General features: G+C 60.9%; 12 protein-coding genes. 4 read left to right on the top strand and 8 right to left on the bottom strand.

The window, feature by feature from the left end; all coding sequences use genetic code 11:
• Positions 1–187 precede the first annotated feature (187 nt).
• A complete protein-coding gene (aceK, locus tag DOCECA_RS03780; protein ID WP_445571462.1) occupies positions 188–1,909 on the bottom strand; it encodes a bifunctional isocitrate dehydrogenase kinase/phosphatase in 1,722 nt (573 codons plus the stop codon).
• Positions 1,910–2,039: 130 nt separating this feature from the next.
• Here aceK and DOCECA_RS03775 point away from each other — a divergent pair, with 130 nt between their 5' ends.
• The gene (locus DOCECA_RS03775; protein WP_420766669.1) at positions 2,040–2,948 is read left to right on the top strand and encodes a DMT family transporter; all 909 of its coding nucleotides are present in this window, start codon (positions 2,040–2,042) and stop codon (positions 2,946–2,948) included.
• Positions 2,949–3,062: 114 nt separating this feature from the next.
• On the opposite strand, the gene DOCECA_RS03770 is transcribed toward DOCECA_RS03775, so the two are convergent.
• The 3 genes from DOCECA_RS03770 to cysK all read right to left on the bottom strand — a co-directional run bounded on the left by DOCECA_RS03770 (position 3,063) and on the right by cysK (position 6,528).
• Positions 3,063–3,926: a DMT family transporter gene (locus DOCECA_RS03770; RefSeq protein ID WP_434562880.1), complete on the bottom strand. Its 864-nt coding sequence runs from the start codon at positions 3,924–3,926 to the stop codon at positions 3,063–3,065.
• Positions 3,927–4,260: 334 nt separating this feature from the next.
• Positions 4,261–5,199, bottom strand: a complete 939-nt coding sequence (locus DOCECA_RS03765) for an aspartyl/asparaginyl beta-hydroxylase domain-containing protein (RefSeq protein WP_434562878.1) — start codon at positions 5,197–5,199, stop codon at positions 4,261–4,263.
• 354 nt (positions 5,200–5,553) lie between these two features.
• The gene (gene cysK, locus DOCECA_RS03760; RefSeq protein ID WP_434610156.1) at positions 5,554–6,528 is read right to left on the bottom strand and encodes a cysteine synthase A; all 975 of its coding nucleotides are present in this window, start codon (positions 6,526–6,528) and stop codon (positions 5,554–5,556) included.
• A 126-nt stretch (positions 6,529–6,654) separates the two neighbouring features.
• On the opposite strand from cysK, the gene DOCECA_RS03755 reads away from it, so the two are divergent.
• The 3 genes from DOCECA_RS03755 (at position 6,655) to DOCECA_RS03745 (ending at position 10,095) form a co-directional block, all read left to right on the top strand.
• A complete protein-coding gene (locus DOCECA_RS03755) occupies positions 6,655–7,731 on the top strand; it encodes a DUF748 domain-containing protein (protein ID WP_434610153.1) in 1,077 nt (358 codons plus the stop codon).
• Positions 7,732–8,036: 305 nt separating this feature from the next.
• Complete coding sequence (locus DOCECA_RS03750) at positions 8,037–8,882, top strand: AAA family ATPase (protein WP_053143593.1); 846 nt, start codon at positions 8,037–8,039, stop codon at positions 8,880–8,882.
• A gap of 34 nt (positions 8,883–8,916) precedes the next feature.
• Positions 8,917–10,095 carry a vWA domain-containing protein gene (locus tag DOCECA_RS03745; protein ID WP_003198888.1) on the top strand — a complete coding sequence of 393 codons (1,179 nt, stop codon included), beginning with the start codon at positions 8,917–8,919 and terminating at the stop codon, positions 10,093–10,095.
• 119 nt (positions 10,096–10,214) lie between these two features.
• On the opposite strand, the gene DOCECA_RS03740 is transcribed toward DOCECA_RS03745, so the two are convergent.
• The 4 genes from DOCECA_RS03740 to DOCECA_RS03725 all read right to left on the bottom strand — a co-directional run bounded on the left by DOCECA_RS03740 (position 10,215) and on the right by DOCECA_RS03725 (position 13,934).
• On the bottom strand, positions 10,215–11,135 hold the full coding sequence (locus DOCECA_RS03740) for a biotin-dependent carboxyltransferase family protein (RefSeq protein ID WP_434610149.1): 921 nt from the start codon (positions 11,133–11,135) through the stop codon (positions 10,215–10,217).
• Entirely contained in the window at positions 11,132–11,836 is a 705-nt protein-coding gene (pxpB, locus tag DOCECA_RS03735) for a 5-oxoprolinase subunit PxpB (protein WP_445571461.1), read from the bottom strand. The genes DOCECA_RS03740 and pxpB overlap by 4 nt, the downstream gene beginning before the upstream one ends.
• Positions 11,833–12,585: a 5-oxoprolinase subunit PxpA gene (locus tag DOCECA_RS03730; RefSeq protein ID WP_445571460.1), complete on the bottom strand. Its 753-nt coding sequence runs from the start codon at positions 12,583–12,585 to the stop codon at positions 11,833–11,835. The genes pxpB and DOCECA_RS03730 overlap by 4 nt, the downstream gene beginning before the upstream one ends.
• A gap of 62 nt (positions 12,586–12,647) precedes the next feature.
• On the bottom strand, positions 12,648–13,934 hold the full coding sequence (locus DOCECA_RS03725; protein ID WP_420766678.1) for an MFS transporter: 1,287 nt from the start codon (positions 13,932–13,934) through the stop codon (positions 12,648–12,650).
• Positions 13,935–14,022 lie beyond the last annotated feature (88 nt).

Raw genomic sequence — 14,022 nt, 5'->3', positions numbered from 1 at the left:
TTGAGCGAGGGGGCGATTGTCGCAGATTTGCGGCTATTGCGCCGAACACCAGAAGTGGCCTCACCACCGTCCCCTTGTGGAACGAGCTTGCTCGCGATAGCGGTGGATCAGCAATCGTTGATGTTAACTGGCACACCGTCATCGCGAGCAAGCTCGCTCCCACAGGTGGCTTTTGCTTGCCTGCTGGTTATTCGCTGTCCAGGTCTTTACGCCGATACGGGAACACATCGATCACCTTTCCCGCCCGGATCGCGTCCTGCAGGCCTTTCCAGTAGTCAGCGTTGTACAACTCGCCGTGCAACTGGTCGAACAGCTTGCGCTGCCCGGCGTCGGCGAACAGGAACGGCGGGAACTCTTCAGGGAAAACGTCCAGCGGGCCGATGGAATACCAGGGCTCGGACGCCATCTCATCTTCCGGCGTGCGCGGCTGGGGGATATGGCGGAAGTTGGCCTCGGTGAGAAAGCAGATCTCATCGTAATCGTAGAACACCACGCGGCCATGGCGGGTTACGCCGAAGTTCTTGAGCAGCATGTCGCCGGGGAAGATATTGGCGGCCGCCAGTTGCTTGATCGCCAGGCCATAATCTTCCAGCGCCTCGCGCACCTGAGCTTCGTTGGCGTTTTCCAGGTAGAGGTTCAGAGGCGTCATCCGGCGTTCGGTCCAGCAGTGGCGGATCAACACCGTGTCGCCCTCCACCGACACCGTGGACGGCGCCACATCCAGCAGTTCTTCCAGGCAGGCCGGCTCGAATTTGCTCAGGGGGAAGCGGAAGTCGGCGAACTCCTGGGTGTCGGCCATGCGCCCGACCCGGTCAACGCTTTTCACCAATCGGTATTTCTCGATGACCGTGGCCCGGTCGACGTTCTTCGACGGCGAGAAACGGTCCTTGATGATCTTGAACACAGTGTTGAAGCCCGGCAGGGTGAACACGCTCATGACCATGCCGCGCACGCCCGGCGCCATGATGAACTGGTCATCGGTGTTCGCCAGGTGGTTGATCAGCGCCCGGTAGAACTCCGACTTGCCGTGCTTGTAGAAACCAATCGAAGTGTACAGCTCGGCAATGTGCTTGCCCGGCAGGATGCGCTTGAGAAAGCCAATGAATTCCGCCGGCACCGGCACGTCCACCATGAAATACGAACGGGTGAACGAGAAGATGATCGACACCTGCGCCTCGTCGGTGATCAGCGCGTCGATCTGGATACCCCGGCCTTCGCGGTGCAGCAACGGGATCACCAGGGGCCACTGATCGTCACGGGTGTAGATGCGGCCCACCAGGTAGGCGCCCTTGTTGCGATAGAGCACCGAAGAAAACAGTTCGACCGTCAGTTCCGGGTCCTTGCAGACCCAATCCGGCAGGTTTTCGCGTAGCTGGCTTTCGAGACGTCGCAGGTCGCCGGGCAGGTCTGCGTACTCTTCACTGAAGCGATAATCGGCAAAGATCGCCGCGAGCATTTTGTCCAGTTGCCCTTCGGGTTTATAGGTGCGGGTCTGGGCCGCGCGAGCACGACGCAGGCTCGGCCGGGTCGTGTGGATGAACATGGTGCCGTCACTGATCAGATCATGGCTGAACAGGCCGCAGAAGATCGAGTTGTACCAGGTCTCCGACAATTCATCGTCGAAGCGCAGGTCGATCAGGCTGATATAGGCGCTCTTCACCAATGGCCAGCAACCAACGTCCATCAAGGCCTCGGCGCTAAAGGCCTGGCGCAACCGGGCGACGGTTTCGAAGACTTTTTGTTCATACAGATTGATGCGCGCCGCCGAGGCCGCCTGCGCCTCCAACCATTGCGCCTGCTCGAACCGGGCGCGGGCGCCGTCGGTGATCTGCCGGAAATGCTCACGATAATCGTCGAAACCGTCGAGGATCGAACGGGCGATATCGGTCGCGGGCCATGGCTGCGGCATAGGGTAAACCTCGGCGGGTCATGCTTGTTATTGGCGACTGAGCTTAGAGGCCAATCCCTGGGCAACGCAACCATTGCCATCGGTGTTTAGCGGGGTGACACTTGCGACCCGATCAAGGAAGGATGCACCCGTGAACCTCGTCGATATCCTGCGCTTGCTGTCACTGGCCGCCATCTGGGGCGCGAGCTTCTTGTTCATGCGCATTATCGCTCCGGTCATCGGTACGATTCCCACGGCTTTCTTTCGCGTCTCCATTGCCTTCGTCGGCCTGCTGGTCATTCTTGCGCTGATGCGTGTCGACTGGAATTTTCGCGGCAAGCTAAAAGCCGTGATGGTTTTGGGCTTGATCAATTCCGGCATTCCCGCAACGTTTTACTCCCTGGCGGCCCAAGTGTTGCCGGCCGGTTACTCGGCGATCTTCAACGCGACGACGCCGCTGATGGGCGTGCTGATCGGTGGGTTGTTTTTCCGTGAGCCACTCACGGCGGCCAAGGTCAGCGGGGTTTTTCTCGGCCTGATGGGCGTCGCGATCCTCACCCGCGCAGGTCCGGTGGCGTTCGACCAGCAACTGTTGATGGGCGCCCTCGCCTGCCTGCTCGCCACGACCTGCTATGGCTTTGCCGGTTTTCTGACCCGGCGCTGGCTCGATCATCAAGGCGGGCTGGACAGCCGCTTGTCCGCCCTTGGCAGCATGTTCGGCGCCACGATCTTCCTGTTGCCGCTGTTTGGCTACAGCGTGATCACCCAACCACCGGCCAGCTGGGGCGGCTGGAGCGTATGGCTGTCGCTGCTGGGCCTGGGCCTGGTGTGTACGGCGCTGGCGTACATTCTTTATTTCCGCTTGCTCAGCTCCATTGGCCCAGTCAAATCCATGACAACGACCTTTCTGATTCCGCCGTTCGGCGTGCTGTGGGGCGCATTGCTGCTGGATGAGCCACTGGGCATGGCCCATGTGTATGGCGGGGTGTTGATTGCGGCGGCGTTGTGGTTGGTGTTGAAGCCTGGGGTGGTCAAGCCGGTTGGAGCGTCTGCCCGGTAATTCATCGGTGTAGCGGAGTAGGCCATCGCGAGCAAGCTCGCTCCCACAGGGTTATGCGCAGCCTTTTGTGGGAGCGAGCTTGCTCGCGATAGCGGTGGAACTGCCAGCGATCAGCTAGCGACTTTTACGAAACACAAACACCAAACCCACGATGATCAACCCCATCCCCAGCAAGCTCAACAACGCCAACCGGTTGCCGAACACCAGGTAGTCCATGATCGCCGTCACCGCCGGCACCAGGTAGAACAGGCTGGTGACGTTGACCAGGTTGCCCCGGGCAATCAGCCGGTACAGCAGCAACGTCGCCAACACCGACACCACCAGCCCCATCCACAACACCGGCACGATGAAACCCGCGCTGCGCTCGAAGTGGAAGGGTTGGAACGGCACGAACACCGAGCACAACACCAGCCCGGCCAGGTACTGCACCGGCAGCGTGCCCAGTGGGTTGTCGGTGATGCGCTTCTGCATGATGGAGCCCGCCGTCATGCTCACCAGAGCCAGCAACCCGCACAGCATGCCCGCCAGGGACATGCCGGCCAGGCCAATGCCTTGGTAAACCACCATCACCAACCCCACCAGCCCCAGCGCCAGGCCGAACATGCGCTGCCATGAACGCTGACGCTCCATGAGCACCACGGTAAGGATCGGCTGCACGCCCATGAGCGTCGCCATTACTCCAGGGGTGACGTTCAGTTGCAGCGCCAGCAGATAGAAGATCTGATAGGCACCCAACAGCACCAGTCCCGTCGCCGCCGCGTACAGCATCGGCTTGCCGGTGCCGGGCAGCTTGAACTTCAACATGGGAATCAACAGCACCAATGCGCACAACGCGATGGCGAAGCGGATCAGCAGGAAGGCGAAAGGTGACGCGTGGGCCAGGCCCAATTTGGAGAAGATCGCCCCGCTGCTCCACAACAGAACGAACAGGCTCGTGGAAGCCGTCGCCAATAAGGCGTTTTTGGAAAAGGAAAACATGAAAACCACCTGTAGTCAGGCAAAAAGCCAACTCAGCCGAAGCTGAAATCCAGTCGTTTTTTCAGGCGGGCGCAGGGAACGGCAACCGTTGCCGATCAGCCCTGAACGCCAACACCCGGCGGTGATACGCAGGCGTATACCGGTGAGCGACTGACAGGTGGAGGGTATTGACCGATCTGCTCAGGCGACCTTTTCCCGCACGGCACGACGCCAGCGTTGAACGCTGGGACCACGACCGCGGTGACTGGGAATGAAGGCATGAGCCGATCTCTTGGAGGGTGGGTTCGAAAACCGAGCGCTGACTATAACCAGCGCTCGACATGTAACGCAATGTTTAAACAAACAACCAGTAGCCGAGCGCCGTCAGCACAGCCACGGCCAGCACCGGACGCATCACCCGATACGCCTTGGGGTGCTTGCGCTTGAATTGCTTGACCCTACCGCTGATGCCGTCACTGAACGACTTGCTCCAGGCGTAGGCCCGGTTGATACCGCCGACGCGTTCGTCGTCGAGGTTCTGCGGCGCGGTAGCGCGGCCAAGGAATGCACTGATAGCGCGATTGAGACGAGTCATCAGCGGGTTTTTAAGTGGACGCTCGACATCGCAGAACAGGATAACGCGGGTCTGCGGCGTTTCGTTCTTGACCCAGTGCACGTAGGTTTCGTCGAACATGACGTCTTCACCGTCGCGCCAGGCGTAGATTTGTCCGTCTACGAAGATCCGGCAATCATCGGAGTTGGGCGTGGACAACCCGAGGTGATAGCGCAGGGAGCCAGCGAACGGATCGCGATGGGGGTTCAGGTGACTGTCGCCCGGCAGCAGGGCAAACATCGCGCCCCGAACGTTGGGAATTCGATTGACCAGCTCAACGGTCCTTGGGCAGAGCTGCTTCGCCGAGGGCAGCGGCTTGTCATACCACTTGAGATAGAAGCGCTTCCAGCCCTTCTTGAAGAAAGAGCCGAAGCCGGCATCGTTGTTCTTCTCGGCGGCGCGAATATAACCCTCGTCGAACAGGCGCATGGCTTCGTCGCGGATCACTTGCCAGTTCTCCTTGAGCACATCCAGCTCTGGGAACTGGCTGCGATCCAGATAAGGTTTGGACGGCACGCTGGAGAACAAGTACATCAGGGCGTTATAGGGCGCGAAGAATGCCGAGTGGTTGACGAACTGGCGCAGGACAGGCAAACGCGCCTTGCCACGTAAATGCACGTAAAGCGTGCTGCCCAAAAACAGCAGCAATACCGAAGCCTTCGCGACAAACGAAACGGTCATTTCTTTTTCAACTCCTTGTTTAAATGCAACTTGCGCTACGCCATCTGCCCGACGCGGCGGCCGGCCATGTTAAATATCCCTGTCCAGGTTAAACATCGCCGGAGGCGACATTCACTGTTGAGAGAAATGCAACAAAGCCTTTGTTACCATGCGTCGCCTGAACCTTGGCTGACGCACTCTCAAACGTGACTCCTTTTCGTGGCGAGGGAGGTTGCTCCCGCTCGACTGCGCAGCAGTCGCCTCCAACCGCAAGGATCGCCGGGGCGCGCTTCGCACGCCAGCTGGAGCAAGCTCCCTCGCCACATGGATCAAGCTTCCCCTCCACAGAAAGCTATTTCGCCATTGCACAGAGGTTTACTGCTGGGTCTCCTGCTCGGTAAACAAGTCACTGAACAACATGCTCGACAGGTATCGTTCGCCCGAATCCGGCAGGATTACCACGATGGTCTTGCCCTGCATTTCCGGCTTTTCCGCCAGGCGTGCCGCCACGGCCATCGCCGCGCCGCAAGAGATGCCACAGAGAATTCCCTCTTCCTGCATCAAGCGCAGGGCCATGGCCTTGGACTCGTCATCGGTCACCCGCTCCACCTGATCGACGATCGACAGATCGAGGTTCTTCGGCACGAAGCCCGCGCCGATACCCTGGATCTTGTGGGGGCTGGGCTTGATTTCCTGCCCCGCCATCACCTGGGTGATCACCGGGGAAGCCTCGGGCTCTACCGCCACCGACAGGATCGGTTTGCCGCACGTATTCTTGATATACCGCGAGACACCGGTAATGGTTCCGCCCGTCCCGACGCCCGCGACCAGAACGTCCACCGCGCCATCGGTGTCGTTCCAGATTTCCGGGCCGGTGGTTTTCTCGTGGATCGCCGGGTTGGCCGGATTTTCGAACTGCTGCGGCATGAAGTATTTCGAGGGGTCGCTGGCCATGATCTCGGCGGCTTTCTCGATGGCACCTTTCATGCCCTTGGCCGGCTCGGTGAGCACCAGTTCCGCCCCCAGGGCCTTGAGCACCTTGCGCCGCTCGATGCTCATGGACGCCGGCATGGTCAGCATCAATTTATAGCCACGGGCGGCGGCCACGAATGCCAGGCCAATGCCGGTGTTGCCCGAAGTTGGTTCGACGATGGTCATGCCAGGCTTGAGTTTGCCGGAGCTTTCGGCGTCCCAGATCATGTTCGCGCCTATCCGGCACTTGACCGAATAACCCGGGTTGCGCCCTTCGATCTTGGCCAGGATGGTCACGCCGCGCGGGGCGATGCGATTGATCTGCACCAGTGGCGTATTGCCAATGGAATGGGCGTTGTCAGCGTATATACGACTCATGACCGGGTCCTTAATGCAGAGGGAATTTAGCGCTTAAAGGTAAGCCTGTTGCCCAAAGGCGTCCAGTTGCACCGAACGTTCCCGTTGTTACAAGAGTCAATGGCTTTAACAACGGAGACTACTGTCATGAAGCGTCGATACAGCTGGCCACTGTGGGCCTTCGTCGCCATCGTTGCGCTGTTGGTGGCCCTGCATTTCGCATTGCCTTACCTGGTGCGCAACTACCTCAACGACAAACTGGCGGACATGGGTGATTACCGCGGCCAGGTCGTCGATGTAGACCTGGCCCTCTGGCGTGGAGCCTACCGGATCAATGGCTTGAAGATCGTCAAGGTCGACGGCAAGGTGCCGGTGCCATTCGTCGATGCTCCGGTGGTCGACCTGTCCGTGAGCTGGCACTCGCTGTGGTATGACCATGCGGTGGTGGCCGAAGTGGAATTCGCCCGTCCCGAAGTCAACTTCGTCGACGGCGGGGCCGACCGGCAGAACTCCCAGACCGGCCAGGGCACCAACTGGCGCGAGCAGTTGAGCAAACTGTTGCCTATCACCTTCAACGAAGTGCGCCTGCGGGATGGCAAGGTCACCTTTCGCAATTTCAACTCCAAGCCACCGGTCAACCTGCGGGCCACAGAGGTCAACGCCAGCTTCTATAACCTGACCAACGTGGTCGACACCGAAGGCAAGCGCGACGCCCGGTTCGAGGGCAAGGCCCTGGTGGCCGAACACGCGCCCCTGGAGGTGCAAGCGACCTTCGATCCCTTGAGCAATTTCGAGGACTTCGACTTCCGTCTGCGGGCCAGAAACATCGAGTTGAAACGCCTGAACGACTTTGCCGCGGCCTATGGGAAATTCGACTTCAATGCCGGTCACGGCGATCTGGTGGTCGAAGCCGAAGCTGACAATGCTCGGCTCAGCGGCTACATCAAGCCGCTGCTTCGCGACGTCGACGTGTTCGATTGGCAGCAGGACGTGGAGAACGAGAAAAAGAACATCTTCCGCTCGGTCTGGGAAGCCTTGGTCGGCACGGGCGAAACGGCCCTGAAAAATCAGAGCAAGAACCAGTTCGCCACGCGGGTGGAGCTGAGTGGCAACGTGCATCAGCAGAACATCAGTGCCTTCGAAGCCTTCCTGCAAATCCTGCGCAACGGTTTCGTACAGGCCTTCAATGCCCGGTACGAGCAACCGCCGCCTTCCAAAGATTAGATCTTGCGTTATTGGTGGCGGGGGATACATCCCCGCCAGGGTGCGAAGCGGCCCCAAACCAGGCAACTCGGTGTGCAAGGTAAAACGGGTTCACTGCCTTAGGGCTGCTGCACAGCCCAGCGGAGCGGTGCGACGTTTCGCTTAATCCCCTCGGCACAAGACTGAGTCAACATGTGACGCTCCATTCAGAGACTGAATACAGCGTCTGCGTTCACAGTCGGCGGGGCCTCGCGGTATAGTCGGGCACGACATTTATTTCGCGCGCCCCGCCTCGCCGGGCCGGCGACACGTTCGAGGAATTGCAGATGAAGTTCGAAGGCACCAGCGCCTACGTGGCCACCGATGACCTGAAACTGGCCGTCAACGCCGCCATCACCCTGGAGCGGCCGCTGTTGGTCAAGGGCGAACCGGGCACTGGCAAGACCATGCTCGCCGAACAACTGGCGGAGTCCTTCGGCGCGCGCCTGATCACCTGGCACATCAAGTCCACCACCAAGGCCCACCAGGGCCTGTACGAGTACGATGCGGTCAGCCGCCTGCGGGACTCGCAGTTGGGCGTGGACAAGGTCCACGACGTGCGCAATTACTTGAAGAAGGGCAAGCTCTGGGAAGCCTTCGAGTCCGAAGAACGGGTGATCCTGCTGATCGACGAGATCGACAAGGCCGACATCGAGTTCCCCAACGACCTGCTGCAAGAGCTCGACAAGATGGAGTTCTACGTCTACGAGACCGACGAAACCATCAAGGCCAAGCAGCGCCCGATCATCATCATTACCTCCAACAACGAAAAGGAACTGCCGGACGCCTTCCTGCGTCGCTGCTTCTTCCACTACATCGCATTTCCCGACCGCGCCACCCTGCAGAAAATCGTCGACGTGCATTACCCGGATATCAAGAAGGACCTGGTCAGCGAAGCGCTGGACGTGTTTTTTGATGTGCGCAAAGTCCCGGGCCTGAAGAAAAAGCCTTCCACCTCCGAGTTGGTGGATTGGCTCAAGCTGCTGATGGCCGACAACATCGGCGAAGCGGTGCTGCGCGAGCGTGATCCGACCAAGGCCATTCCGCCGCTGGCCGGCGCCTTGGTCAAGAACGAACAGGACGTGCAATTGCTTGAGCGCCTGGCGTTCATGAGCCGTCGCGGCACTCGCTGATCCTCTTCGTCCAACAAGAGCGAGGGCGATTGCCATGCTGCTTAACCTGTTCAATGAGATGCGCGCCGCCAAGGTGCCCGTGTCGGTGCGAGAACTGCTGGACCTGATCAACGCGCTGAAACAGCGGGTGATTTTTGCCGACATGGATGAGTTCTATTACCTGTCCCGGGCCATCCTGGTGAAGGACGAGCGGCATTTCGACAAGTTCGACCGGGCGTTCGCCGCGTATTTCAATGGCCTGGAGAAACTCGACGATCACCTCCAGGCGCTGATTCCCGAAGACTGGCTGCGCAAGGAATTCGAGCGCTCGTTGACCGACGAGGAACGGGCGCAGATCCAATCCCTGGGCGGCCTGGACAAGCTGATCGAAGAATTCAAGAAGCGCCTGGAAGAACAAAAGGAACGCCATGCCGGCGGCAACAAGTGGATCGGCACTGGCGGCACCAGCCCGTTCGGTTCCGGCGGCTTCAACCCCGAAGGCATTCGCGTCGGCGATGCCGGCAAGCGCCAGGGCAAGGCCGTCAAGGTCTGGGACCAGCGCGAATACAAGAACCTCGACGACCAGGTCGAACTGGGCACCCGCAACATCAAGATCGCCCTGCGCCGCCTGCGCAAGTTTGCCCGTCAGGGCGCGGCGGAAGAGCTGGACATCGACGGCACCATCGACCACACCGCCCGGGATGCCGGCCTGCTGAATATCCAGATGCGCCCGGAGCGACGCAACACCGTCAAGCTCCTGTTGCTGTTCGATATCGGCGGTTCGATGGACGCCCACGTGAAGATCTGCGAAGAGTTGTTCTCGGCCTGCAAGACCGAGTTCAAGCACCTGGAATACTTCTACTTCCATAACTTTGTGTATGAATCGGTATGGAAGAACAACCTGCGCCGTACCTCGGAGCGCACGTCGACTCAGGATTTGTTGCACAAGTATGGCGCCGACTACAAAGTGATCTTCATCGGCGACGCCGCCATGGCGCCCTATGAAATCACTCAGGCCGGCGGCAGCGTCGAGCACTGGAACGAAGAAGCCGGTTACGTGTGGATGCAGCGCTTCATGGAGAAGTACAAGAAGCTCATCTGGATCAATCCCTACCCCAAAGACACCTGGGGTTATACCGCCTCGACCAACATCGTGCGCGAGCTGGTGGAAGACCGGATGTATCCGCTGACCTTGCGGGGGCTGGAGGAAGGGATGCGGTTTCTTTCCAAGTAAAGTTCTTTGGTGCCTTTCAGGGCCTCATCGCGAGCAGGCTCGCTCCCACAGGGGTCTTGTATACGACGAAGATCCAGTGTGGGAGCGAGCCTGCTCCGGGCGGCGATCCGACGATGCTTTTAGCGGTTTAACAGCGCCCGCATACACTCCACCTGCTGCCGATGCGCAACCGCCTGCACCACCGGACGCAACCGCACCTGAGTTCCCGGCAGGCATTGCGCCAGCCGCGCCAGGGACAGCGGCGTCAAGGCCCCCAGGCGTGGGTAACCCCCGATGGTTTGCCGATCATTGAGCAACACGATCGGCTGGCCGTCCGGCGGTACCTGCACGGCACCGAGGGGAATGCCCTCCGAGATCATCGCCGGCCCCTGATACTCCAGCGCAGTCCCCAGCAAACGCATGCCCATGCGGTCGGCGCGACTGTCCAGCGTCCACGGGCTGTTGAACGCATCGAACAGGCTCCGTCCGCTGAACTCGCCATTCTGCGCACCCAGGATCAGATCCAGCGGCTGTACCTGCTGGAAATCCGGAATCCGCGTATGCGGCATGGGCCGAGGCGTCGCCGAGCCTGAATAGCTCAAGCGCGCCCCACGATCCAGGGCCCGCCCTCGCCCATCCAGGCCACCGAGTTCTTCGCGCACGACGGTCGAACGGCTGCCCAGGACTTGCGGTGCATCGAACCCGCCAGGCGCCGCCAGGTAGGCCCGGGCACCGAGCACGGGCTGGGTCAGCGCCAGCACCTGGCCCTTGCGCAAGCTGAAAAAGCGCCACGACGCCACGCCTTGGCCGTCTATCCGCGCACCCAGGTCCGCTCCGGCCAGGGCCAGCACACAATCCTCTTCAGCCACCACGGTGAAGCCGCCGAGGGTAACCTCCACCACCGCCGCGTCGAGATCATTGCCGAGCATCCAGTTGGCCCACGCCATCGACAACCAATCCGCCGCGCCGCCCTGGGTCACGCCCAAGTGCCTCACGCCGAAGCGGCCGGTGTCCTGCAACAGGCACAGCGGCGTGCTGGCCTCGATCAACAACCGACTCATGCCTGGGCCCCCAACGGTGTGTCGTCGCCACCCAGGGCGATGAATTCGGCGTGGTCCACGGCAGCGAAACGCACCGTGTCCCCCGGCTGCATCAGGCTGTAGCCGTCGCGCTCACGATCAAACAGCTTGGCCGGGGTGCGCCCGATCAGGTTCCAGCCGCCGGGCGACACCGCCGGATACACTGCGGTCTGCCGTTCGGCAATGCCGACACTGCCCGCCGCGACCCGTTTGCGCGGCGTGTCGAGGCGCGGGGCGGCCAGTGCTTCGTCCACCAGCCCCATGAAGGCGAACCCCGGTGCGAAGCCCAGGGCAAATACCTGGTATTCGCGCTCGCTGTGGCGCCGGATCACCTGCTCCACCGTCAGCCCACTGCGACTCGCCAGCAGGCCCAACTCCGGCCCGACGGTAGCGTCGTACCACACCGGCAGCACGTGGCATTGACCGGCGGATCGGGCGTCCGGTGAAAGGTTATGCAATGCCTCGTCGATCAATTCGCGGGCCTGGACCGGGTTCAGGACGAGCAAATCGTAATGGACCATCAACGTGGTATAGGACGGCACCAGGTCGATCAAACGCTCGGCAAACACCGCTCGCAGGCGCTCGCTGGCGGCCAGCATCCAAGGCATGTTGGCCTCTGCGATTTCGTCGAACAGGCGCACCATCAGGCAGTCCACCGCCACCACTTCCAAGCGTGGTTTCATGGCGCGCTCTGCCGGTCCAGGGCTTCACGGATGCGTTGCACAGCGGCTACCGAACTGGCGTTGTCGCCATGTACGCACAACGTAGTGGCGTGCAGGTTCAGGGCGCTGCCATCGCTGGCCGTCAACGGATCGCCGCGAGCAATTGTCAGGGCCTGCGCGATAATGACCTCGGGGTCGTGATGCACCGCGCCCGGCGTTTGCCGCGAAACCAGGCGGCCGGCACTGTCATAAGCACGATCGGCGAAGGCTTCGAACCACAGCGTCAGGCCATACTCATCGCCCAGGGCCTGGGCGGCGCTGTTGTCCCGGGTCGCCATGAGCATCAACGGCAACCCGCGATCATAAGCGGCAACGGCCTGGATGACGGCGCGCAGTTGCGCCGGGTTGGCCATCATGTCGTTGTACATCGCCCCATGGGGCTTGACGTAGCTGACGCGCCCACCCTGGGCGCGGCAGATGCCGTCCAGCGCGCCGATCTGATAATGCAGCAAGTCCTGCAGTTCCTGGGCGCCATAAGCCATGGAACGCCGGCCGAAGCCAGCCAGGTCCTGATAGGCCGGGTGGGCGCCTATCCGCACGCCGTGGCTCAGGGCCAGGCCGACGGTCTTGCGCATGATGCTCGGGTCGCCGGCATGGAAACCGCAGGCGATGTTGGCGCAATCGATGAAGGGCATCACCTCGGCATCCAGACCCATGGTCCAACTGCCGAAACTTTCGCCTATGTCGCAATTCAATAGCAGGCGGTTCACGGTGAACGCTCCTGTAGGTTCTTTCTTTTAAGCCTGTGGGACCTCGTCCCTCAGGGTATCAGTTACTCGGCTTCCAGCTGCTTGCCTTGGGTTTCCGGCAGGCTCAGGGCCGCCAGGATCACCACGCCGTAGGACACTGCGGCAAACGCACCAATGCCAACACTCAACGGCACCTTCTGGCTCAAGATACCGATCAGCAGCGGAAACAGTGCCGCCACCGCCCTGCCGATGTTGTAGCAGAAACCCTGGCCAGAACCCCGGATGCGCGTGGGAAACAGCTCGGTGAGGAACGAGCCCATGCCACTGAACATACCCGATGCGAAAAAGCCCAGGGGAAAGCCCAGCCAGAGCATCACGTTATTGCTCACCGGCACCTGGGTGTACAGCAAGACGATGGTGAACGAGCCTACGGCATACAGGACGAAATTCTTCTTTCGTCCCAGGATGTCCGACAGGTACGCACTGATGACGTAACCCACGTAGGAGCCGACGATCACCATGGCCAAGTAGCCACCGGTGCCCAGGACGCTCAGGCCACGTTCGTTCTTGAGAAAAGTCGGCAGCCAGGACGTGATCGCGTAGTAACCACCCAGCGCGCCGGTGGTCAGCAACGAGGCGCGTATCGTGGTGAAGAGAATGCCGGGGGCGAAAATCTCGTAGAACTTCGCTGGGTTTTCCGGCGTCAGGCGGGCCTTGGTCTGGTTGTAGACTTCCGGATCCTTGACCAACCGGCGGACGAAAATCACGAACACGGCGGGCACGATGCCGAGAATGAACAATGCGCGCCAGGCGTCTTCCGGCGGCAGCACCGAAAACAGCAGCGCATACAGGATCGCCGTCATGCCCCAACCCAGCGCCCAGCCCGATTGCACCATGCCCACCGCTTTACCGCGGTCCTTGGCGCGAATGACTTCGCCCATCAACACCGCGCCGGCGGTCCACTCGCCGCCGAAACCGAAGCCCATCAGCGTGCGGGCGATCAACAGTTGTTCGTAGTTCTGGGCAAAGCCGCACAGAAAAGTGAAGAATGCGAACCACAGCACCGTCAGTTGCAGGGTACGGACCCGGCCGATGCGGTCAGAGAGAATGCCCGCCACCCAGCCGCCAATGGCGGAGGCGATCAAGGTGCTGGTGTGGATCAGGCCTGCCTGCCCGGTGGTGATGCCCCACATCGCGATCAGGGTCGGCACCACGAAACTGAGCATTTGCGTGTCCATGCCGTCCAGGGCGTAACCGATCTTGCAGCTCCAGAAGGTGCGCCGTTCCTGCTGGTTGATGTTGCGATACCAATCGAACGGGCCGGACCGGGCCTGGGGTTGGGGGACGCCGAGCGTGTCGGGTGCACTCATGGTGGTTCTCCACGGTTTTATTGTTGTGAGTCTCGACGATGCTGGCGCGGAGACCGTTGCCCCGATTCTTGAGCGCGCAGCCGATCCC

This window comes from Pseudomonas sp. E102, from assembly GCF_052660185.1.
The sequence above is the reverse complement of the archived record's forward strand: the minus strand, read 5'-3'. Positions and strand labels throughout refer to the sequence as shown.

Excerpts from the sequence above, each read along its gene's own strand:
- aceK (WP_445571462.1), bottom strand. The coding sequence starts at position 1,909 with ATGCCGCAGCCATGGCCCGCGACCGATATCGCCCGTTCGATCCTCGAC.
- DOCECA_RS03770 (WP_434562880.1), bottom strand. The coding sequence starts at position 3,926 with ATGTTTTCCTTTTCCAAAAACGCCTTATTGGCGACGGCTTCCACGAGC.
- DOCECA_RS03765 (WP_434562878.1), bottom strand. The coding sequence starts at position 5,199 with ATGACCGTTTCGTTTGTCGCGAAGGCTTCGGTATTGCTGCTGTTTTTG.
- cysK (WP_434610156.1), bottom strand. The coding sequence starts at position 6,528 with ATGAGTCGTATATACGCTGACAACGCCCATTCCATTGGCAATACGCCA.
- DOCECA_RS03755 (WP_434610153.1), top strand. The coding sequence starts at position 6,655 with ATGAAGCGTCGATACAGCTGGCCACTGTGGGCCTTCGTCGCCATCGTT.
- DOCECA_RS03750 (WP_053143593.1), top strand. The coding sequence starts at position 8,037 with ATGAAGTTCGAAGGCACCAGCGCCTACGTGGCCACCGATGACCTGAAA.
- DOCECA_RS03745 (WP_003198888.1), top strand. The coding sequence starts at position 8,917 with ATGCTGCTTAACCTGTTCAATGAGATGCGCGCCGCCAAGGTGCCCGTG.
- DOCECA_RS03740 (WP_434610149.1), bottom strand. The coding sequence starts at position 11,135 with ATGAGTCGGTTGTTGATCGAGGCCAGCACGCCGCTGTGCCTGTTGCAG.
- pxpB (WP_445571461.1), bottom strand. The coding sequence starts at position 11,836 with ATGAAACCACGCTTGGAAGTGGTGGCGGTGGACTGCCTGATGGTGCGC.
- DOCECA_RS03725 (WP_420766678.1), bottom strand. The coding sequence starts at position 13,934 with ATGAGTGCACCCGACACGCTCGGCGTCCCCCAACCCCAGGCCCGGTCC.